General features: G+C 44.1%; 20 protein-coding genes. 14 read left to right on the top strand and 6 right to left on the bottom strand.

All coding sequences use genetic code 11. The features are described from left to right. Positions 1-5: 5 nt before the first annotated feature. Genes VC178_RS00100 through VC178_RS00090 form a run of 3 tightly spaced genes read left to right on the top strand, consistent with a single transcriptional unit; the run spans position 6 to position 2,580 of the window. Entirely contained in the window at positions 6-1,199 is a 1,194-nt protein-coding gene (locus VC178_RS00100; protein WP_323481173.1) for a CaiB/BaiF CoA-transferase family protein, read from the top strand. A gap of 36 nt (positions 1,200-1,235) precedes the next feature. Beyond that, positions 1,236-2,165 carry a hydroxymethylglutaryl-CoA lyase gene (locus VC178_RS00095; protein WP_323481172.1) on the top strand — a complete coding sequence of 310 codons (930 nt, stop codon included), beginning with the start codon at positions 1,236-1,238 and terminating at the stop codon, positions 2,163-2,165. Between the two features lie 16 nt (positions 2,166-2,181). Next, positions 2,182-2,580, top strand: a complete 399-nt coding sequence (locus VC178_RS00090; RefSeq protein WP_323481171.1) for a VOC family protein — start codon at positions 2,182-2,184, stop codon at positions 2,578-2,580. 9 nt (positions 2,581-2,589) lie between these two features. Here the strand turns inward: VC178_RS00090 and VC178_RS00085 are convergent, their stop codons facing one another. From VC178_RS00085 to smpB, 5 genes are all read right to left on the bottom strand, one after another. After that, complete coding sequence (locus VC178_RS00085; protein WP_323481170.1) at positions 2,590-3,477, bottom strand: peptidase; 888 nt, start codon at positions 3,475-3,477, stop codon at positions 2,590-2,592. A 56-nt stretch (positions 3,478-3,533) separates the two neighbouring features. Further along, on the bottom strand, positions 3,534-4,331 hold the full coding sequence (locus VC178_RS00080) for a transglutaminase family protein (RefSeq protein WP_323481169.1): 798 nt from the start codon (positions 4,329-4,331) through the stop codon (positions 3,534-3,536). Between the two features lie 17 nt (positions 4,332-4,348). Next, positions 4,349-5,326 carry an alpha-E domain-containing protein gene (locus VC178_RS00075; RefSeq protein WP_215296545.1) on the bottom strand — a complete coding sequence of 326 codons (978 nt, stop codon included), beginning with the start codon at positions 5,324-5,326 and terminating at the stop codon, positions 4,349-4,351. Positions 5,327-5,341: 15 nt separating this feature from the next. Next, entirely contained in the window at positions 5,342-6,754 is a 1,413-nt protein-coding gene (locus VC178_RS00070) for a circularly permuted type 2 ATP-grasp protein (protein WP_215319881.1), read from the bottom strand. 132 nt (positions 6,755-6,886) lie between these two features. Next, the gene (gene smpB, locus VC178_RS00065) at positions 6,887-7,339 is read right to left on the bottom strand and encodes an SsrA-binding protein SmpB (protein WP_071465370.1); all 453 of its coding nucleotides are present in this window, start codon (positions 7,337-7,339) and stop codon (positions 6,887-6,889) included. Positions 7,340-7,364: 25 nt separating this feature from the next. Between smpB and VC178_RS00060 the strand changes: the two genes are divergently transcribed. Genes VC178_RS00060 through VC178_RS00035 form a run of 6 tightly spaced genes read left to right on the top strand, consistent with a single transcriptional unit; the run spans position 7,365 to position 12,381 of the window. Then, positions 7,365-7,796 (top strand): type II toxin-antitoxin system RatA family toxin, encoded by a 432-nt coding sequence (locus VC178_RS00060; RefSeq protein ID WP_216124265.1) that lies wholly within the window; start codon positions 7,365-7,367, stop codon positions 7,794-7,796. After that, positions 7,789-8,139, top strand: a complete 351-nt coding sequence (locus VC178_RS00055; RefSeq protein WP_216178269.1) for an RnfH family protein — start codon at positions 7,789-7,791, stop codon at positions 8,137-8,139. The genes VC178_RS00060 and VC178_RS00055 overlap by 8 nt, the downstream gene beginning before the upstream one ends. 26 nt (positions 8,140-8,165) lie before the next feature. After that, complete coding sequence (gene guaB / locus VC178_RS00050) at positions 8,166-9,629, top strand: IMP dehydrogenase (RefSeq protein WP_215296549.1); 1,464 nt, start codon at positions 8,166-8,168, stop codon at positions 9,627-9,629. Between the two features lie 49 nt (positions 9,630-9,678). Next, on the top strand, positions 9,679-11,286 hold the full coding sequence (guaA, locus tag VC178_RS00045) for a glutamine-hydrolyzing GMP synthase (protein WP_323481168.1): 1,608 nt from the start codon (positions 9,679-9,681) through the stop codon (positions 11,284-11,286). A 52-nt stretch (positions 11,287-11,338) separates the two neighbouring features. Next, the gene (locus VC178_RS00040) at positions 11,339-12,049 is read left to right on the top strand and encodes an AzlC family ABC transporter permease (protein WP_323481167.1); all 711 of its coding nucleotides are present in this window, start codon (positions 11,339-11,341) and stop codon (positions 12,047-12,049) included. Then, positions 12,046-12,381 (top strand): AzlD domain-containing protein, encoded by a 336-nt coding sequence (locus tag VC178_RS00035; protein WP_323481166.1) that lies wholly within the window; start codon positions 12,046-12,048, stop codon positions 12,379-12,381. Before VC178_RS00040 ends, VC178_RS00035 begins: the two co-directional genes overlap by 4 nt. On the opposite strand, the gene VC178_RS00030 is transcribed toward VC178_RS00035, so the two are convergent. Next, complete coding sequence (locus tag VC178_RS00030) at positions 12,378-12,995, bottom strand: response regulator transcription factor (RefSeq protein WP_216178274.1); 618 nt, start codon at positions 12,993-12,995, stop codon at positions 12,378-12,380. The two genes, VC178_RS00035 and VC178_RS00030, sit on opposite strands and share 4 nt — an antisense overlap. A gap of 186 nt (positions 12,996-13,181) precedes the next feature. On the opposite strand from VC178_RS00030, the gene VC178_RS00025 reads away from it, so the two are divergent. The 5 genes from VC178_RS00025 (at position 13,182) to VC178_RS00005 (ending at position 18,376) form a co-directional block, all read left to right on the top strand. After that, the gene (locus tag VC178_RS00025) at positions 13,182-14,630 is read left to right on the top strand and encodes a sensor histidine kinase (RefSeq protein WP_323481165.1); all 1,449 of its coding nucleotides are present in this window, start codon (positions 13,182-13,184) and stop codon (positions 14,628-14,630) included. 67 nt (positions 14,631-14,697) lie between these two features. Then, positions 14,698-15,012: a hypothetical protein gene (locus VC178_RS00020; RefSeq protein ID WP_323481164.1), complete on the top strand. Its 315-nt coding sequence runs from the start codon at positions 14,698-14,700 to the stop codon at positions 15,010-15,012. Positions 15,013-15,508: 496 nt separating this feature from the next. Further along, positions 15,509-16,483, top strand: coding sequence for a Bug family tripartite tricarboxylate transporter substrate binding protein (locus VC178_RS00015; protein WP_215296575.1), 975 nt, complete (start codon positions 15,509-15,511; stop codon positions 16,481-16,483). Between the two features lie 27 nt (positions 16,484-16,510). Continuing rightward, entirely contained in the window at positions 16,511-17,644 is a 1,134-nt protein-coding gene (locus VC178_RS00010; protein ID WP_323481163.1) for a mandelate racemase/muconate lactonizing enzyme family protein, read from the top strand. Between the two features lie 12 nt (positions 17,645-17,656). Next, positions 17,657-18,376 (top strand): transporter substrate-binding domain-containing protein, encoded by a 720-nt coding sequence (locus VC178_RS00005; RefSeq protein ID WP_323481162.1) that lies wholly within the window; start codon positions 17,657-17,659, stop codon positions 18,374-18,376. Positions 18,377-18,540 lie beyond the last annotated feature (164 nt).

Genomic DNA, 18,540 nt, shown 5'->3' with positions numbered 1-18,540 from the left:
GTCTTATGGAGCCGTTATCGGGTTTAAAAGTGATTGAGATGGGTCAGCTGATTGCTGGGCCATTTGCTGCTAAAACATTGGCTGACTTCGGCGCTGATGTAGTCAAGATTGAGCCACCCAAACTTGGGGATGCTTTGCGTAAGTGGCGTTTGTTAAAAGATGGCACCTCTATTTGGTGGCAAGTCCAATCTCGTAATAAGCGTTCTCTTTCCTTGGATTTAAAGCAGACAGAAGCGCAGGAGATTGTGAGAGCTCTGGTCAAAGAATCTGATGTTCTCATTGAAAATTTTCGTCCTGGTACCTTAGAGGGCTGGGGCCTTGATCCGCAAGATTTGCTCAAAATTAATCCGCGCTTAATTGTTCTACGTATTAGTGGTTATGGCCAGACTGGTCCATATCGGGATAAGCCTGGCTTTGGTGTCGTTGCAGAAGCCATGGGTGGCTTACGTCATTTAACTGCTGAACCAGGTAGGGTCCCAGTGCGTGTTGGCATTAGCATTGGCGATACCTTGGCCTCTTTGCATGGTGTTATTGGAATTCTGTTGGCACTGCAAGAGCGTCATCAAAGTGGAGAAGGTCAAGTGATTGATATTGCTCTTTACGAAGCCGTCTTTAATTGCATGGAAAGCTTGCTACCTGAATACAGTGCGTTTGGAGAGGTTAGGCAGGCTGCTGGTAGCGCATTGCCTGGGATTGCACCCACTAACGCTTATCTTTGTGGGGACGCTGGCTATGTATTGGTTGCAGGCAATGGCGATAGTATCTTTAAAAGACTCATGAAGTTGATTGGTCGGGATGATTTAGGTAATGATCCGCAATTAGAAAATAATGAAGGTCGAGTTAAGCGGGTTGTAGAGCTTGACCAGGCGATTGGTGAATGGGCCAAAACCTTAACGACAGATAAAGCATTAGAAGCTCTAGATGCTGTAGCAGTGCCTGCCGGCAGAATTTATACCGTCGCCGATATTGCACAAGATCCACACTATAAAGCCCGTAGAAATATTGAAACTATTCAGATGCATGATGGCACTAAGGTTGAGGTTCCAGGAGTCATTCCAAAACTTTCTCGTACGCCAGGCTCTATCAGAACACTGGCACCAGACATCGGTCAAAATACCGATGAGATATTACGGGGTATTGGATTAAGTGATGCACAAATTGCTTCACTGAAAGAGCGTGGCATCGCCTTCACTAAATAAATGCAAAACAAGCACAGAGAATAAATACAGATAACAATGACTAGAATTTACTTTAATGACGTGGTGACACGCGATGGCTTTCAGATAGAGCCCAACTTCATTCCGACTGATGACAAAGTTCGCTTAATCGATGAGCTCAGTCAATGTGGCTTTGCCAAGATCGAAGTGACTTCATTTACTTCTCCTAAAGCGATTCCAATGCTCAGAGATGCCGAAGAGGTGATGGGCAGAATTAAGAGAGTTCCTAGTGTTGAGTACACAGTGCTCGTGCCCAATCTTCGAGGTGCTGAGCGCGCCTTTGAATCGAAGGCTGACGAATTTAACCTAGTGATGTCTACCTCTGAGACCCACAACCTAGCCAATTTGCGCATGACACGCGAAAAGAGTTTTACTGGCTTAGCTGAGGTGATCAAATATGTCGATGGTAGAACGCCGATCAACGTTTCTTTATCCACCTCCTTTGGTTGCCCTATGGAGGGTGATGTGCCGCAGAAGGTTGTTGAAGAGTTTGCACAGCGCTTTGCTGATCTTGGTGTCCGTGGCCTCACGATTTGCGATACCACTGGTATGGCAAATCCTGCACAAGTAATCAGCATGTCGGAGTTGATACAAAAGCGTTTCCCAGAAACGCAGATCACGATGCATTTTCATAATACGAGAGGTATGGGCTTAGCCAATGTGCTGGCAGCAGTGCAATCAGGTATTACCAGATTTGATGGCTCGCTTGGTGGTCTTGGAGGTTGCCCATATGCACCTGGGGCTAGCGGCAATATATCAAGTGAAGATGCGATTCATATGCTCGATGCAATGGGTTATGACACCGGCATGAATATTCCAAACTTGTTAGCGATTGCTCGGAAGTTGCCTGCTATTGTTGGTCACAGTGTTCCTGGTCAGGTTGCCAAAGCAGGGCGTACTTGTGATTTGCATCAAGCGCCAGAGTATGTCAAAGAGCTGCGTCAGTAATAGATGTGGAGGGAAGATGATTGATCATTTAGACCATTTAGTTCTGACCACAGCAAACGAAACTGCTTGCATTGACTTCTATACGCGCGTGATGGGGATGACACTCGAATCTTTCATCGGCGGCACTCCGCCAGTTGAGCGTAAGGCTTTTAAATTCGGCAATCAAAAAATTAATTTGCACATCAAAGGCAAAGAGTTCGAGCCTAAAGCCAATATTCCAACTCCAGGAGCATTAGACCTTTGTTTTATTGCTGAGCGATCCTTAGGCGAGGTCATTGCAAAGCTTGAAAAAGAAGCTTGGCCCATTGTTGAAGGTCCTGTGATGCGTACGGGTGCCATTTCAAAAATCCATTCCGTATATGTACGCGATCCTGATCTCAATCTCATTGAGATCAGTGAAATCTTCTCAGGCTAAGCTAAAGGATTACGACTTCTTCGTAGGCTTTCGCTTAGCGTTTGAAGTTTTCTTAGGATTCCTCGTTGCTTTAGCTGAGGATTTCACCATTTTTGCTTTTGGTGGTTGATGATTGATAGGCACTGCACCCATTTTCTTGGCGGGCGCTGAGATAGCGCTCGATTTATGGGCGCCGCTCCAACTAGGTTCTGATATCGAGTTGAAGGCTGCGCGTAATTTTTCGCCCCAGAGCTGATGAATCATTTGGAAGTAGGGGTTTGATTCATCCATCGTTACCAGTTTGCTGGCTTTGAGAGAGTTCTTTTCGTATACCAATAGATCTAGAGGCAAACCAACAGAAATATTGCTATTTAGAGTTGAGTCCATCGAAATCAAGGCACACTTTGTTGCTAAATTAAGCGGAGTAGAAAAATTCAGGACTCTATCGAGAATGGGTTTACCGTATTTGGATTCGCCAATCTGGAAGTAGCAAGTTTCTGGGGTAGCTTCAATAAAATTACCAGCAGAGTAAATATTAAAAAGACGCGGCCTCTCTCCTTTGACTTGACCGCCAAAAATGAGGTTGCAGTTGAAGTCAATGCCCGCTTTTTCAAGGGCTACATGATCACGTTCATACACCTGTTTGATGGCATCGCCAATCACTGCTGCTGCATCATGCGTATTTTCAGCAGTCCAAAGATTTTTGCCATTCAGTAGTTGACCTTGCAGGAGTATTTCTTTGACAGCTTGGGTAATTGCAAGATTGCCAGCACTCATTAAGGCAAAGAAACGATCATTGTCCTTTTGGAACAAGGTCATTTTCCTGAATGTACCAATTTGATCTACCCCAGCATTGGTGCGGGTGTCGGATAAAAAGACTAGACCATCTTTGAGGCAAAGCCCAACGCAATATGTCATATACCCATATCCTCTTAATAATTATCTAGGATTATCTCTTAAATATCGATCAGGATTTAGGGTAGCTGCTGAATCGAGATGTTTGCGCTGAGCTCCTCGCCGCCCCCACCGGTACGAACACCTTTGACTGGTGCTGCGGAGTAATAGTCGCGACCAATCGCTAGGCGTATATGGCGCGCATCAATCAGGCAGGCATGGGTAATATCTACGCTGATCCAAATCCCTTTTTCAATATCGCTGCAAAAATCGATCCAAGCATGGCTAGCAAGATTAGGAGATTCTTCAGCAAAGAAATAGCCACTCACATAGCGCGCCGGAATATTTGAGGCTCTACAAAGACCGAGCATAACGTGTGCATGATCTTGGCATACACCAGATTTTAGGGCAAAGGATTGGGCAGCAGTAGTGGCAAAGGTCGTTTGACCTGGAACATACCCAATTGCTTGTTGAACTGCAGTAGCCAATTTTAAAACCTCATCCACCGAATTTTTCTTGGGCAGACTTGATGCAAAGTAGCCCAGCATTTCATCTGGGGGTTCAGTGAGATTGGTTTGCTGCAGCAAATAATAAGGGGAGACCGCTTTTGCATCATCCTTAAACTCAAAGGCATCTTGGGTATGCACTTCACCCTCCGCTTCAATCATCATGGACGTATAAGGCGATTCCTGCACAAATACACTATAGAAGTTGCCAAAGGTATCGATGGAGCTTGATGCCTTAATGGGCGTACTGATTTTCCACTTATCGATTTGCTGGCCTGCAGTTGTCGGGGGTGTCAGACGCAGCTCTTGAATGGAATAGCGCACTGGTGTTTCATAGCGATACTCAGTGCGATGACGAATTTTCAGATGCATATATTCTTTACGAAGTCTTAGGCAACAGCCAATGGGATGAGATAAGCGTTACTAAACTCATCGGCAATATGGTTGATGCGCTCAAGGAAGACTTCAATAAACTCTTCAAGACCTTGTTCAAAGACTTCATCAATGTCTGAGTAATCTAAGCTTGCTTTGAGTTTACCCAGTAAGCGTTCAATTTCTTTGGATTGTTGATTCTTCACTTCAGAAACTAAAGGAATTAATTCATTGACACAGCAAACTAATGAACGTGGCATTTGTTTATTAAAAATCAAGAGTTGAGCAACTTGCTTTGGAGTAACTTGATCAGAATAGATCTGACGGTAGATCTCAAATGCAGAGACTGAGCGCAGCAGAGCAGCCCAATGATAAAAATCAAAGAATGCACCATCTGAACTATCATCGGGATTCTTTTGAGTGCTCAATACTTTGAGGGTAGCCTGATCCTCGTACTTGGTTTCTAGAATACGGCCAGTATTATCAGCGCGCTCTAGTAGAGTGCCAACGTTAATAAAGTAGAAAGCTTCATTCTTGAGCATCGTGCCGTGCATCACGCCTCTAAAAAGGTGGCAGCGATGTTTTACCCACTCTAATAATCTGCTGGGGTCGGCTTGATGTCTTGCCTCTAAGATGCGTTGGAGCTCAAGCCAGGTAGTATTTTGGGTTTCCCAAACTTCAGAAGTAATTTTGCCGCGAATCACACGAGCATTTTCACGAGCAGCGTATAAACAAGAAACAATGCTAGAAGGATTGCTGGTTTCATAAATCATGAAATCCAAAACATTTTCACGATTGACGACATCATATTTACTTAAGAAAGCATCTTCTAGCTTAGAGATGGTGAGCAACTTCTTCCAACTTTGCTCTAGAAATTCTGCTGGCTGTGGCAGTAGAGAAGTTTGGTGATTCACATCCAACATGCGCGCAGTATTTTCTGCACGCTCTGTATAACGCGCCATCCAATATAAGCAGTCTGCAGTACGACTTAACATTTTTTGCTATCCCTCTTATTCTTCTAAGACCCAGGTATCTTTAGTGCCACCACCTTGGGAGGAGTTCACTACCAAAGAACCTTCTTTGAGGGCGACCCTAGTGAGGCCGCCGGGAACCATCTTGATCGTTTTTCCAGAGAGTACAAAAGGGCGTAAATCAATATGTCTGGGAGCAACACCCGATTCCACAAAGGTCGGGCAAGTAGAAAGTGCCAGCGTAGGTTGAGCAATGTATTTATCTGGATTAGCGATGAGATGGGTTCTAAATGCTTCAATCTCTGCTTTGGTAGAAGCTGGGCCAACTAACATGCCATAGCCACCAGCACCATGAGTCAGTTTGACTACTAACTTTTCCAAGTTGGCTAAGGTATACGCTAAATCATCTGTCTTGCGGCACTGGAAGGTAGGCACGTTATTCAGAATAGGTTTTTCACCGAGATAAAACTCAATCATTTCTGGAACGTATGGATAAATTGATTTGTCATCGGCAATACCGGTACCAATAGCGTTAGCTAAAGTGACATTGCCAGCGCGGTACGCAGACAGTAATCCTGCAACCCCAAGGGTCGAATCTGAGCGGAAGGCTAATGGATCTAAGAAGTCATCATCAACGCGCCGATAGATCACATCTACCCGCTCAGGTCCTTGAGTGGTGCGCATGAAGACTTGCTCATTCTTCACAAACAGGTCCTTACCTTCGACTAGTTCTACCCCCATTTGTTGGGCGAGATAGCTATGCTCAAAGTAAGCAGAGTTATACATGCCAGGGGTTAGTAGCACGACATTTGGTTTCTTAACATCATCCGGCTTAACAGACTTGAGGCATTCCAATAAGAGGTCGGGGTAGTGCTCTACGGGAGCAATGCGATATTTTTGGAATAGGTCCGGGAAAAGACGCATCATCATCTTGCGATCTTCAACCATATAAGAAACGCCAGAAGGCACGCGCAAGTTATCTTCTAAAACGTAGAACTCACCTTCGCCTGCGCGCACGATATCAATACCAGCAATTTGTGCATAGATATCCCGTGGCACACTGACGTTACGCATCTCTGGGCGATATTGCGCATTATTAAAAATTTGCTCAGCGGGAACGATGCCAGCTTTGATGATGTCTTCATCGTGATAGACGTCATAAATAAACCGATTGAGCGCTTTGACGCGTTGACGTAAACCTGCTTCAAGTTGCTGCCATTCTTTGGCAGTGAAAATTCGGGGGATTTGATCAAAGGGAATGGTTCTTTCAGAACCTAGATCATCTCCGTAGACGGCGAATGTAATGCCCACGCGCCTAAAGATCAGGTCAGCTTCAGCACGCTTAAGACCCATAAGCGTGTCGCTCTGTTGCTTTAACCAGTTATGAAAAACTTGGTAGTGAGGGCGTGCTTTGCCAGCGGCATCCAGCATTTCGTCAAAAGGCAATTTCATAGTTACCAAACTAATGCCTTTAAGAGTTATAAGCTTTGGGGTTTGAAGCAGCTTGGTGCTGTATTGCACTATATAAGTGCATAAAAGCGCGGATATTAGCTTTTAGGCTATCCTACCCCAGTTTTTGGGCTTTTAAGCGTTTAAATCGCCTCTCGCGATTCGGCCTTTTTGAACTTCCCACTCTCGTTCCTTGGTAGCAGCACGCTTGTCATGTTGCTTTTTACCCCTAGCCAGACCGATTTCGCACTTCACATTGCCTTTGGAAAAGTGCAGATTGAGTGGTACGAGGGTATAACCCTTTTGCTCAACCTTACCGATCAATTTGCGGATCTCAATGGCATTTAGCAGAAGCTTTCGGGTACGGGTGCTGTCTGGAACGATATGGGTAGAGGCTGATAGCAGGGGAGTAATGTGGCAACCGATCAGAAAAAGCTCCGCCTTGCGAATGACGACATAGGCTTCTTTGACGTGCACGCGACCAGCTCGGATGGCTTTTACTTCCCAGCCCTCTAGCACTAGCCCTGCCTCAAAGCGTTCCTCGATAAAATAATCAAAGAAGGCTTTTTTGTTATCGACGATACTCATATTTATTTAGCTTCCAAGATCGATTATGGCAGACGTCTACAAGACCGTTTTAATTGGCCAATCAGCCGACCGAATGTATGGTTTGGTGACCGATGTAGCGCGTTACCCAGAGTTTTTACCTTGGTGTGGTGGGGTAGAAATTTTTGAGCAAACCGAAACCGTTTTGGATGCCAAAATCAATATCAATTTCAAGGGCATTAATCAGTACTTTCATACTCGCAATGTGAACCATCGCCCTGAGACCATTGATATGGTTTTTGTGGATGGGCCATTCAAACATTTTTCAGGGCAGTGGAATTTCATTCCTTTGCGAGAAGATGCTTGTAAGGTGGAATTTAAGCTCCATTGGGAATTTAAGAGCATGATTCTGGATAAGATCATTGGACCTGTGTTTGGACACATTGCAGGGACATTTGTGGATTGTTTTGTAAAGCGCGCAGAAGAGCTGTATGGCTAATCGCATGATGGAGATCTGGATTTGTGATGCTAGGCAAGGCAATCCGATACTCAGTCCTTTTCAACTGGTCCTCACCCCTACTGAAACCCCGACAGTGGGCTTGGCACTCCTAAAAGCTGGCTTAGTGGTGGATCAAGCAGACCCGGCTTTGGCTAGAAAGGGCTGTTACGGCGTTTTTGGAAAACGTAAGGAGTGGGATAGCCCAATTTATGCCGGAGATCGCTTAGAGCTCTACTCCCCCTTATTAATTGACCCTAAGGCGGTCCGGCGCAAAAAGGCAAACCAGAACCAGGACGCCAAATTCCAGGCAGCGGCAGCCAAAAGGAAGGCTAGGAGGCTATAATCTGTTTTTGCGATTAGGGGTTTTGCATGCGACTCATTCAAAAAGCACTCACTTTTGACGATGTGCTCCTCGTACCGGCCTATTCTGCGGTGCTCCCTCGAGATGCCAGCTTGGCAAGTAAGTTAACTCGGGATATTTCACTTAATACACCATTAGTGTCCGCTGCAATGGATACCGTCACAGAAGGTCGTTTGGCGATTGCCATGGCCAGTGAAGGTGGTATCGGCATTATTCATAAAAACCTCAAGCCTGCAGAGCAGGCGCGTGAAGTGGCAAAAGTAAAGCGCTATGAATCTGGTGTTCTACGGGATCCCATCACGATTGGTCCTGATGTCACTCTACGTCAAGTGATTCAGCTTTCACGCGAACATGGTTTTTCTGGATTTCCTGTCTTGACCGGTAAAGAAGTGGTTGGAATCATTACCAACCGCGATTTACGGTTTGAAGAAGATTTAGATGCCCCTGTCAAAACCAAGATGACTCCGCGTGAGCGTTTGGTGACTGTTAAAGAAGGTTGCACGCTGGAAGAGGCTAAGCGCTTGATGAGTCAGCATCGCCTAGAGCGTGTTTTAGTAGTCAATGATCAATTTGAATTACGCGGCTTGATCACGGTGAAAGATATTTTGAAAGCCACCGAGCATCCTAATGCGTGTAAGGATGGCGAGGGTAAGTTACGGGTTGGTGCAGCCGTAGGGGTAGGTCCTGATAACGACGAACGTATTGAGCTCTTAGTGCGCGCTGGTGTCGATGTCATTGTGGTGGATACCGCTCATGGCCATAGCCAAGGTGTTTTAGATCGTGTCAAATGGGTTAAGAAAAATTACCCCCATGTGCAAGTGATCGGCGGCAATATTGCTACCGGTGAAGCTGCTAAAGCATTAGCCGATCATGGTGCTGATGGCGTGAAAGTTGGTATTGGTCCTGGCTCTATTTGTACGACTCGGATTGTTGCGGGTGTAGGTGTTCCTCAAATTACAGCGATTGTGAATGTGGCTACTGCATTAAAAGGCACAGGCATTCCTTTGATTGCTGACGGCGGCGTCCGTTACTCTGGTGATGTGGCTAAAGCGTTAGCAGCTGGTGCCAGTTCTGTGATGATGGGCGGTATGTTTGCCGGTACTGAAGAAGCTCCTGGCGAGGTGTTTCTGTACCAAGGACGTTCCTACAAGAGTTATCGTGGCATGGGTTCTTTAGGGGCAATGGCCGATGGCTCTGCTGATAGATACTTCCAGAGTGATATTGTTGCCAATGCTGAGAAGCTGGTACCAGAAGGTATAGAAGGCCAAGTGCCATATAAAGGGAGTGTGCTTGCAATCTTGCATCAGCTCACTGGCGGCATTCGTTCTTCCATGGGTTACCTTGGGTGCAAGACGATTGCCGAGCTTCATGAAAAAGCCAATTTTGTGGAAATTACATCAGCTGGTGTGCGCGAGTCACACGTACATGATGTGAAGATCACCAAGGAAGCGCCGAATTACCACATTGATTAATAACTAAATAAAAGCTGAAATTAAGGCTGAATTAAAGACTGATTCTTTCGTGCACGACAAAATACTGATTCTCGACTTTGGTTCACAAGTAACTCAATTAATTGCTAGGCGTGTGCGTGATGCCCGCGTGTATTCAGAGATTCACCCCTACGATTGCGATCCAGAATTTATTCGCAAATTTATTCAAGAGCAGGGTGGCAAAGGCATCATTCTCTCTGGCGGTCCTAGCTCAGTGACCGAAGATGGTAGTCCGCGTGCCCCACAAATCGTATTTGAATTAGGCGTTCCCGTTTTAGGGATTTGCTATGGCATGCAGACCATGGCAACCCAATTGGGAGGTGCAGTGGCTTCAGCTGAGTCATTGGGTAAAGCACGTGAGTTTGGTTACTCAGAAGTGCGCGCTCATGGCCACACTAACTTACTCAAGGGCATTCAGGATTTTTCTACTAGTGAAGGTCATGGCATTCTCAAGGTGTGGATGAGTCATGGTGATTCAGTAACCAACATGCCGCCATCTTTTCAATTGATGGCTTCCACTGAATCTTGCCCGATTGCGGGTATGGCTCATGAAGAGCGCCGCTTCTATGCATTTCAGTTTCACCCAGAAGTGACCCATACCATTCAAGGTGCCGCTATTCTTGAGCGCTTCGTGCATGAGATCTGCCAGTGCAAGCCTGATTGGGTCATGGGTGACTATATTGCCGAGGCGGTTGAGAATATTCGCAAGCAAGTGGGTAATGAAGAAGTTATCCTCGGTCTGTCTGGTGGTGTTGACTCGAGTGTTGCTGCCGCTTTAATCCATCGTGCTATTGGCGATCAACTGACTTGCGTGTTTGTTGATCACGGCCTGCTTCGTTTGAACGAAGGTGACATGGTCATGGAAATGTTTGCACGTAACCTGGGCGTTAAAGTCATTCGTGTCGATGCAAAAAATACTTTCATGGGTAAGTTAGCAGGCGTTTCTGATCCCGAAGCGAAGCGAAAAATCATCGGTAAAGAATTCGTTGAAATCTTCCAGACTGAGTCCGGCAAGATCAAAAATGCTCAGTGGTTAGCTCAGGGAACTATTTATCCAGACGTGATTGAGTCTGCCGGTAAAGGTAAGAAGGGCGCGCATACGATTAAGAGTCACCATAACGTTGGTGGCCTGCCTGAAGATATGCATCTCAAATTGCTAGAGCCATTGCGTGAGTTATTTAAAGATGAGGTACGCGAGCTGGGCGTTGCTTTAGGTCTGCCGCGTGAGATGGTCTATCGTCACCCTTTCCCAGGACCAGGTTTGGGTGTGCGCATTTTGGGTGAAGTCAAAGCAGAGTTTGCAGACTTGCTGCAACGCGCTGATGCGATCTTCATAGAAGAATTGCGCAGCACGATTGATGAAGCTAGCCAGAAGTCCTGGTATGACCTGACCAGTCAGGCTTTCGCCGTCTTCTTGCCGGTGAAATCGGTTGGTGTCATGGGTGATGGCAGAACTTATGAATATGTTGTGGCACTTCGAGCAGTGCAAACGCAAGACTTTATGACGGCCCATTGGGCTCACTTGCCACATGAGTTACTAGGCAAAGTTTCCAATCGCATCATCAATGAAGTGCGTGGCATCAATCGCGTTGTCTACGATATCAGCGGCAAACCACCGGCAACGATTGAGTGGGAATAGAAACTCACGATTGAGTCACTATCCAATCCGCTAAATACAGTATTTAACTTCCTTGAAATTTTTCCAACGACCCCCTTTTGTTCAGGGTTTAAAAGTGATGCTCGAGTCATCTCCGGGGATTATTGCTTGGTCCTTAGTCACGAGTATTAGCTTGCTGGGCGCGGGACTGAGCCCGGTAAATACATTTTGGTTCAACATCCTCGTTTATGCAGGATCTTCGCAATTGGCGGTGATGCCATTGATCGCTGGAGATTATCCCTTTTGGACTGTTTGGCTGACTGCATTGATTGTGATGTCGCGTTTTGTTATTTTTAGCGCAGTCCTTCAACCTCACTTTAAACGTTATTCTTTCTGGCAAAGACTGGGTATCGGGAGCTTAAACACCGATATGAGTTTCGCAAAATTTGTAGAAAAGTTTCCTTCGCCAGATAACCCTCAAGGGAGCCAAGTTGAGCTGCTCTATTTCATGGGAATGGTTCTAGCGCATTGGTTTTTTTGGCAGATAGGCGCATTAATTGCCATTTTTTTTGGATCCCATATTCCGATCTCTTGGGGCCTTGGCTTTGCTGGACCGCTAGCATTGCTGGCCTTGATCATTCCTGCCATTAAACATAAAACTGCTGTTATCTCAGCATTAGCAGCTGCTGGCACTTGTATCTTAACTATCAATCTGCCATATCGTTTAACGATTGTTTGCTCAGTGATTGCTGGTGTGATGGCTGCGGTATTGGTAGACAAGCAATCTCAAAAGAGGAATGCATGAATACAGTGGACTTATGGATTGCCTTTTTTGGCTTGATGCTAGTGAGCATACTGAGTAGGGGCTCTATTCTTTTAGTGGGCTCAAAATTTCCCATTCCCAGAAGTATTCATGAGTTTTTGCGCTATGCACCTACTGCGGCTCTCATTGCCATTGTTTTGCCAGACGTACTATTTACAAAAGATCCAGTAACCCAACTATTTGAATTAAACCTGTATTCACCCCAACTATTTGGTGCCATTGGCGGAGTGATTGGGTTTTTAGTAACCAACAGCATCTTGGCAACCATATTATTGGGAATGACTTTTTTTACTCTTGCCAGATTTTTTATCTAAGCATTAACTAAATCTGCCTCAAGATACATTCTCACTAGGGCTTGTATAGAGTCCGCATGCATTTTCTCCATCACTCTTGCCTTGTGCACTTTGATCGTGGCATCAACCGTGCCTAGCTCAACAGCAATTTCTTTGTTTAATAAGCCTCTAACCAATAAAGAGCAAACCTCTTTTTCCCTTGGCGTTAGAGTGAGAAAACATTGTTTGATATCTAACTCTTTGGATAATTGAACCAGTTGTTGCTTATCTAGCTCAAGCGCCTTGCTCAAGGCAATTAATAGATCTTCGAGTTTGAATGGTTTAAATAAAAAATCTATGGCACCATTTTTAAGACTAGAAACAATTTGATGGGGATGACTTTGTCCGCTAATAAAAATAATAGGTGTTCTGCGACCCAGGGCTAACAATTGCTGCTGCAGTTCAACTCCAGACATATCAGGCATTTGCATATCCAAAAGAATCACTGCTGGAGAGATTGGGAGAGATTCTTTTAAAAAATTGATGCCAGATTGGTAATGATCTACGGTATAGCCTACCTCGCTCAACATTCTGGAGAGTGAAATGCGCATTGAGTCATCGTCATCGATTATGAAAATGTGGCCAGATTTAGTCATAAAGAGAGGGTTTATATTTAGCTAATTAGGTCAATTTAAATCAAAGTATAGGCTGAGGATATTAGCCCTATAGCTAATCAGATCTCATCTTCTATGCCTTTGTTACAACAGCCCTTCATTGCAAGGATCCTCAAGCGGGGCCCCTTTTTAAGCGACATTTCAGTCTGCTATATGTAATATTCAGTGATGGAAGTCGCTAATCAAATCTTTTTTATTGTTTTTTCGCTCATTGGCCTGGGATTATTTTTAAGCGCCTTGTATCAATATCGTGCCAATGAAAAAGGTGATTTCAGCATCTATTGGCCAATGAGTGTCGGCCTTTTTTCACTCTCTTCCTTTTGTTTTGGAATTGCCTTGTGGTTTCATCAGTTTTTTCTCACAATTGCAAATAGCTCATTTATTGTTTCAGTTCTCCTCCTGATATTTTTATATCGTTCATGGAATAAACGGCCTTTTACTAAGTTTCAAGCTTTGCTTGTATCAATTATTTCGATCTTTATTTTCTTTTTCTATGATTACTTGCGGGTAATTCCAGATACCTTTAAGCATCGCGTTGCCTTAATTACTATTACTCAAGAGCTATTTTTAATCTGGCAAATATGGGAGTTGAGGAAGTATTACAAAAAAGACCGAACAGTGGTTGTAAAGTGGCTTATTTTTTTATCAGTATTAACCTTATTCGGAGAAATTGTCAGAACTCTTTGGGTGTTAATTGGTAGTACTCAAACCAATTTCTTTTTGTATGCCCAAGATGCAGTGGCTTTAACGCTTTTATGGATTGGCTATGGCAGTACGATATTGGTATATGTGGCTCTAGGCAGTTTTTATTTAGAAAAACAAATCACAAAAGAAAATCAAATTGCTAATACGCTTGAGAAAACAAGAGAAGAAAACGAGGAAATCACCGAGCTCTTAAAAGATAAAGAGCGTTTGATTTATGGGCTGATGAAAGCCAATAAAACGGCCGCTACTGGTGCTTTATCGGCATCAATTGCTCATGAACTCAATCAACCTCTTGGAGCATCTAATCTGAATATCCAGTTTCTCAAAATGAAATTAGAAAAAGGAGTCCTCAATCCGGAGTTGGGTAAAGAAATTTTAGATTCCTTGGAAGAGGACAACAAGAGAGCCGCTACGATTGTCAAATCTTTGAGGTCAATATTTACTGAGGGTGATTTGAATGCTCAGGATGTTCAATTAGGCGATTCCATTTCTAAGGTACTAGATATTGTGAGGCCAGAGCTAAAGTCAAAGAATATCCAAATTCAGTTAAAGGTAGATGATGACTTAGCAGTGAAGGTTAACCCAGCTGAAATTGAGCAGGTGATATTGAATCTTGTGAACAACGCCACGCAGGCTTTGGCTAATTCAGGAACACTCCAGCGTCGTATTGCTATAGAGGCCATGAGATCTGGACATTCGGTCAAATTAAGCATTTCTGATAATGGCGGGGGCGTACCTACTGAATTTAAACCTCAACTATTTGAGCTGTTAAGTACCACCAAGCAGACTGGAATGGGTCTAGGCCTATGGCTTTGCAAGCACATTGTCACTAGATATCGAGGTTCTATTCATTATGAGGATGCCTTTGGTAGCGGCGCACGATTCATTGTGGAGCTACCTCTCTCTCATTAGCCTCAGGGCTAATTGACTAGGACTACAGCGAGGGCGAACATAAGAGCCTACATTTGTATGGGTTTTTATGAACTTAGCAGAAATTCAATCCTTTAAGCAGATTGGCAGGCATCTTCGTAGTGCACGGGAGATACGGGGCCTGACATTGTCTGCAGCAGCCAGCACTTGCGGATTAAAAATTTTTGAGATCGTTCGTATAGAAAATGGAGAACTGTTGGGGTACCAGCAAGTGCCAGAGAATACCTTATCCAACGCCCAAATTTATGCTAAAGCCTTAGATATTGAATTGAGTGATTACAAGGAGCAACCTTGTGTTGAGCAAGCAAAAGTAAACGCCAATGTTTATGAAGGCGATATTCCCGTCTTTTTAAGAAAAAAATAATAATTCGGCATACCCGATCCTTACGGGTTTAACCACTTTGAGTGAAAACTTAAGGTGGTTTTTTATTTGAGCCACATTATTAATGATGTAAATAGTTATTGCTTATCTAAAATGCTAGCCCCGTGCCAAACAAGAGCTAAAAAGAGAAAGGCTTCAAAAGTATTTCGCCTTTAAAGCCCTCTACATCTTGGTGGGTCGGGCGATATTGACTGCGCCAAAACTTCGTTTTCAAACTCGCGCCTAACGGATTTAAAGACGTGAAATTTCTCTAAAACAGTAATTTAGATATTGGTCTAAAACTACCTGGAAAGTGGCATGAGATAAGTAGTAGATTCTGTGGTGTCGATTGGGTTGAGGTGGATTTTGGGTCGTATCAACACTGTTTTTTTGGGTAAACGGACAAAACTATCCTTAGCCCGATGTTGTTTTTGTAAAGATTGAAATTTCCGATTTATGGCTCATAATCTAGAACAATCATTTAGATACTGGAGCCTACATGTTACGACTATTATTGTGTGTCTCAACCTCATTGTTATTGAGTTTTAACGTTTACGCTCAATCAGCAAGTAGTTACCCTAACAAACAGGTTACCTTCATTTTGACCCAGGCTCCAGGCGGAGCTAACGATATCACTGGGAGGGCAATTGCGCAGAAATTGACCGATATGCTTAAGGTTCCCTTCATTGTTGACAACCGACCTGGCGCCGGTGGAAATATTGCAGCCCAATATGTTGCTAAGGCACCTAAAGACGGCTACACACTTTTGCTTGCTTTAGGAAATACCATCGTTATTAATCCATATCTTTATAAAAATACTGGATTTGATGCACAAAAAGATTTTGAGCCGGTAGCGCCCATAGTAAGGGCTCCATATGTTCTGGTTACCAATCCATTGTTCCCACCCAAAACAGTTAAAGAGTTAATTACCTATGCTCAGGCCAGACCTGGTGAGCTTTTTTATGGGTCAGCTGGAAATGGCACGCCTAACCATTTATTGTTTGACTTGTTTAAGTACCTCACCAAGACAAATATTGTTCATGTCCCTTACAAAGGGGCGGCTGCCTCAGCAATGGATACAGTATCGGGCCAAGTACCAATGAATTTTTCAAGTCTGCCGCTGGCATTACCCCTGATTAAGGATGGCAGATTACGCGCTCTTGGAATTACTTCTGTAACAAGATCTCCACTAGCTCCAGAAATTCCTCCTATTGCTGATACTGTGCCGGGGTTCAATCCTGATATGTGGGTTGGAATTTTGGCTCCGGCTGGAACGCCTAAAGATGTTATTACTAAGTTACATAGCGACATTCAAAAGGCGCTCAATAGTAAAGATTTTCGTGACAATATGACTGAGAAAGGTCTGGACATTGCACCGACCGCATCACCTGCAGAATTTACCAAAATGATAGCCGCAGAATCTGTGCGCTGGAAAAAAATTATCGCCGAATCTGGCGCTTCTATTGATGAATAATGCTTCTCTTTAATTAAAAATTTGATTATGAAAATTACACGTCTTGAAGTCTTCACTCTTAAAGCCCCTCAATCAGGTAGACCGCATTGGGTAAGTCACTTTATCGTTCCAACTGCCAATGAAATCCTAGTACGTATTTATACGGATGAGGGTATTGATGGCTTTGGGTTGGCTACAAGCTATACCCCCATTGATTTTGCCGTCAAAGCATTTAAGTCTGGTATTGGAGATTTAATTATTGGCGAAGATCCCTTAGCGCCCGAGCGTGTTTACAAAAAATTATTTGCTTTAACTACAAGCAGAATGGCAAGTGAAAAGGGCTGGTCTAGGGAGGCGGTCATCAGAATTTCCTCAGCAATTGATATTGCACTTTGGGATATTGTTGGCAAGACTGCGGGTTTGCCTTTGTATAGAATTTTTGGAGGCTTTCGTAGTGAAGTACCCGCCTATGTCACCTGTGGTTATTATCGTGATGGAAAAGATGATGCTGAGCTACGCGATGAGGTGCAAAAACTAGTTGAGCAGGGCCATACTGGGTTTAAGGCAAAGGTTGGTGGCTTGCCGCTAGAAAGAGACATTGAGCGTATGGCGCTCATTAGAGAGGTCATTGGAGATAAAAAAGACCTCATGATTGACGTAAATCGCGCCTGGGATTTAGAGACTGCAATTAAAGGCGCCCAATTACTAGAGCCTCTAAACCCTCGATGGCTAGAAGAGCCAGTGAGATGGGAAGATGATCGTAGGGCTCTGAAACTCCTATCCAATAAAACACGTATTCCCCTGTCTGGTGGGGAGAGTGAAGTCACTAGCTATGGTTGCCGTGCGATGATTGAAGAGCAAGCAATTCAGATACTACAATTTGATTGCACCATGTTTGGAGGCTTTACTGAAGGACGCAAAATGGCTGGTCTGTGCGAGTTAAATCATGTTCAAGTTGCACCACATCATGATTGCTTCATACATGCACATATTGTTGCGGGTAGTCCAGCAGGCTGCATCGTTGAAGCCTTTACTGATCCGGAGCGTGATCCATTACAGGCAGAGTTATTTGAAGAGCCGCCAGTGATTAAAAATGGCGTGATGAAATTAAAAGAGCAGCCTGGATTAGGCTTGACCCTATCTGAGGCTGCAATGAAAAAATTTAGTGAGCGAATTATCTGATTGATAGGCTACATGAATAACGAAGTCATTAACCAGCTTGCCCCCAATGGAGCCTTAAAAGCGGGTATTTATTTGGGTAATTTTTTACTTGTGACCAGTAAAGATAATCAGGGGAATCCAGAAGGTGTTTCACCTGACTTAGCGTATGCAATTGCTAAATCATTGAATGTGAAAATTCAATTGATACCTTTTGATACTCAAGGTGAGTTAGTCGAAGCAGTAGCAAAAGGAATTTGTGGGATTGGTTTAGTAGGATCTGATCCTGATCGCGCACAAAAGATTACTTTTGCACCGGCTTATGTTGAGATTGAGGCCACTTACTTGGTTCCGCCTAACTCGCCACTTAATGCAATTGAGGACGTTGATACACCTGGGATCCGCATCGCCTCATTTAAGAAGAGCGCCTATGACCTGTGGCTCGTTCGTAATATTAAAAATGCATCCTTAGTTCATGCCGATACCCTAGAGGCAAGTGTAGATTTATTTTTTAATGAAAAGCTTGATGCGCTGGCAGGGCTTAAGACGGGTTTAATTAAGGATTCCAAAAGATTGCCTGGATCTACAGTATTAGATGGGCAATTCATGGCCGTGCAACAAGGTATAGCAACGGCCAAAGAAAATCTTCAGTCGATTGAGTTCTTATCTAGATTTGTGCAAGACGCTAAACAATCCGGCTTAATTGCCTCTTTCATTAAAAACCATAAGGTCAACGGCTTATCAGTCGCTGCCTAAGGGGAAAATGAAAAAGCCCCGCAGAGCGAGGCATAGTTGTACGACTCGACACATAGTTAACACTTTATACCGGACACATACTTTACAGTTTTTGGCATAGGAGGGACCACTCTATGCCGTGGAATGAAAGTACGAAGATGGATGAAAAGCTCAAATTTGTGTCG

The organism is Polynucleobacter sp. AP-Sanab-80-C2 (assembly GCF_035012965.1).
GTDB lineage: Bacteria > Pseudomonadota > Gammaproteobacteria > Burkholderiales > Burkholderiaceae > Polynucleobacter.
This window is presented reverse-complemented; position numbering and strand designations above follow the sequence as displayed.

Coding starts and splice junctions, on each gene's coding strand:
- VC178_RS00020 (WP_323481164.1), top strand. CDS start 14,698: ATGAACTTAGCAGAAATTCAATCCTTTAAGCAGATTGGCAGGCATCTT.
- guaB (WP_215296549.1), top strand. CDS start 8,166: ATGCGACTCATTCAAAAAGCACTCACTTTTGACGATGTGCTCCTCGTA.
- VC178_RS00055 (WP_216178269.1), top strand. CDS start 7,789: ATGGCTAATCGCATGATGGAGATCTGGATTTGTGATGCTAGGCAAGGC.
- VC178_RS00085 (WP_323481170.1), bottom strand. CDS start 3,477: ATGACATATTGCGTTGGGCTTTGCCTCAAAGATGGTCTAGTCTTTTTA.
- VC178_RS00005 (WP_323481162.1), top strand. CDS start 17,657: ATGAATAACGAAGTCATTAACCAGCTTGCCCCCAATGGAGCCTTAAAA.
- VC178_RS00080 (WP_323481169.1), bottom strand. CDS start 4,331: ATGCATCTGAAAATTCGTCATCGCACTGAGTATCGCTATGAAACACCA.
- VC178_RS00090 (WP_323481171.1), top strand. CDS start 2,182: ATGATTGATCATTTAGACCATTTAGTTCTGACCACAGCAAACGAAACT.
- VC178_RS00075 (WP_215296545.1), bottom strand. CDS start 5,326: ATGTTAAGTCGTACTGCAGACTGCTTATATTGGATGGCGCGTTATACA.
- VC178_RS00030 (WP_216178274.1), bottom strand. CDS start 12,995: ATGACTAAATCTGGCCACATTTTCATAATCGATGACGATGACTCAATG.
- VC178_RS00010 (WP_323481163.1), top strand. CDS start 16,511: ATGAAAATTACACGTCTTGAAGTCTTCACTCTTAAAGCCCCTCAATCA.
- VC178_RS00060 (WP_216124265.1), top strand. CDS start 7,365: ATGGCAGACGTCTACAAGACCGTTTTAATTGGCCAATCAGCCGACCGA.
- VC178_RS00015 (WP_215296575.1), top strand. CDS start 15,509: ATGTTACGACTATTATTGTGTGTCTCAACCTCATTGTTATTGAGTTTT.
- smpB (WP_071465370.1), bottom strand. CDS start 7,339: ATGAGTATCGTCGATAACAAAAAAGCCTTCTTTGATTATTTTATCGAG.
- VC178_RS00025 (WP_323481165.1), top strand. CDS start 13,182: ATGGAAGTCGCTAATCAAATCTTTTTTATTGTTTTTTCGCTCATTGGC.
- VC178_RS00070 (WP_215319881.1), bottom strand. CDS start 6,754: ATGAAATTGCCTTTTGACGAAATGCTGGATGCCGCTGGCAAAGCACGC.
- VC178_RS00035 (WP_323481166.1), top strand. CDS start 12,046: ATGAATACAGTGGACTTATGGATTGCCTTTTTTGGCTTGATGCTAGTG.
- VC178_RS00100 (WP_323481173.1), top strand. CDS start 6: ATGGAGCCGTTATCGGGTTTAAAAGTGATTGAGATGGGTCAGCTGATT.
- VC178_RS00095 (WP_323481172.1), top strand. CDS start 1,236: ATGACTAGAATTTACTTTAATGACGTGGTGACACGCGATGGCTTTCAG.